2 protein-coding genes are annotated in these 1,811 nt (G+C 43.4%); one reads left to right on the top strand and one right to left on the bottom strand.

The annotated features are described in order from the left end of the window. Positions 1-118: 118 nt before the first annotated feature. Complete coding sequence (locus PY364_RS14335) at positions 119-706, bottom strand: DUF1997 domain-containing protein (protein WP_275523450.1); 588 nt, start codon at positions 704-706, stop codon at positions 119-121. A 198-nt stretch (positions 707-904) separates the two neighbouring features. Here PY364_RS14335 and pheA point away from each other — a divergent pair, with 198 nt between their 5' ends. Next, positions 905-1,765: a prephenate dehydratase gene (pheA, locus tag PY364_RS14330; RefSeq protein ID WP_275523448.1), complete on the top strand. Its 861-nt coding sequence runs from the start codon at positions 905-907 to the stop codon at positions 1,763-1,765. Positions 1,766-1,811: the final 46 nt, after the last annotated feature.

Raw genomic sequence — 1,811 nt, 5'->3', positions numbered from 1 at the left:
TAACGCCGCCATCCTGGCGGTTCTTTGACCGCCAGGATGGCGGCGTTACTGATACTTTTGCGTAAGTCCTGCTAAATCTATTATTACGAGTCGTACAATTTAGATGAGTAATAGCTTATCACCCTGTTTGACCTTCCACTGATAATATTTGCGTCCGCTCTCCCAATAAAACATCTGTTTTATTCCCAGCCCAGCATTGATAATCTAATAATAGCTGGTGCATTAATCGCTGTTTCACTGTCAACAATACGCTTTTTAGCAAACCATTTCCCGTTGCTTCTAAAATCGGTTGTGGTGTGAACCAAAAAGGCGGTGGTAATTCAACCTGCACCTCTAAATCTGCTTTTCCGATCAGATATGTTGTTCCATTTTTTTGATAGGGAGAAAGTTGCCCTTTAAGGTTGAGCGCAAAACGTTGGTTTATGTATTCTACACCTCTAATTTCACAGGCTATAGACTTTAAATTAATTGCTCCGTCTGGCTGCGCCCACACTTTTAAATCTACTGTGGGTTGAATGCTTACCATCATAAAGTCCAAAGGTCGCATCTTTAGCCGAAAACAATCGTCACTCAGTTGCTCTAAGCGACTTCGATCTACTAAAGCATTCACCAGCCGTCGGGGCTGACGCAAATAATGCTGAATGGGAACCCGCTGCTGGGGAACGGGAATTTCAACGGATTGGGAAGCATTAAACCGTGTGTACATGAGAAAATGTAAAAGTACAGATTTTATCAGCCTAGCTTAATAAAGCTTAACACTCATTAAGGTAACTTAGACGACATACTGAGCAGTGCTAATTTCACAAAACTAACGAATAAAAGCTTTTAGGGTAAATTAGCAATCCGATCATAATTTCTGATTGATGAATTGTAAGTCAAGAATTGTAACGCCATATTGCACAGTATGACTATATCCGTCGCACATCTCGGCCCCGCTGGCACTAATGCAGAAACGGCCGCTTTGGCTTATGCCAAGTGGTTGAGTCAGTCGGGGGCTGAATGCCTGTTATGTCCTTATTCAACCATTTCGCAGGCAATAGAAGCATCGGCCACAGGGGGGGCTCAGTTAGCAGTTGTCCCGGTGGAAAATTCTATAGAAGGTAGTGTGACAGTAACACTAGATACATTGTGGCGGTTAGATATTCTCCGAATTCAACACGCTTTAGTAATGCCTATTTCCCACGCCCTTGTATCTCGCGCCGAAAACTTTAGCGAGATTAAAACAGTATACTCTCACCCGCAAGCGCTAGCTCAGTGTCAGAAATGGTTGGAAAAGTTTATCCCGTTGGCGCATTTAATTTCTGCGAGTTCAACTACAGTAGCATTCGATCGCCTTGACGATCGCACTGTTGCGGTGATTTCCTCTGTACGAGCGGCTGAGCTTTACAATTTACCAGTTTTAGCTCATCCGATTAACGACCATCCTGATAACTATACCCGATTTTGGGTACTAAGTAGGGGCGATGAATCAGTGCCGGGTCTTCATCCTTCATCTAATTGTTCTCACACATCTTTAGCTTTTAGCGTACCAGCCAATGTACCGGGAACTCTGCTAAAACCGCTGCAAGTTTTTGCCAGTCGGGGAATTAATTTGAGTCGGATTGAATCTCGCCCGACTAAGCGATCGCTTGGTGAATATGTTTTCTTTATGGACTTAGAATGTAATATTGAGGATGCCGAGGCAAAAGTTGCTATGCAAGAGTTGGCTACCTACACTGAAACTCTAAAAATTTTTGGCAGTTACAGCATTGCAGCGATTAACTAGGAAAAAAGAATAGTAACGCCGCCATCTTGGCGGTATCTTAACCGCC

The organism is Kamptonema sp. UHCC 0994 (assembly GCF_029167235.1).
Taxonomy (GTDB): Bacteria; Cyanobacteriota; Cyanobacteriia; order Cyanobacteriales; family Microcoleaceae; genus Kamptonema.
Note: the sequence above shows the minus strand (reverse complement) of the source record. Positions and strands in the feature narration are given on the sequence as shown.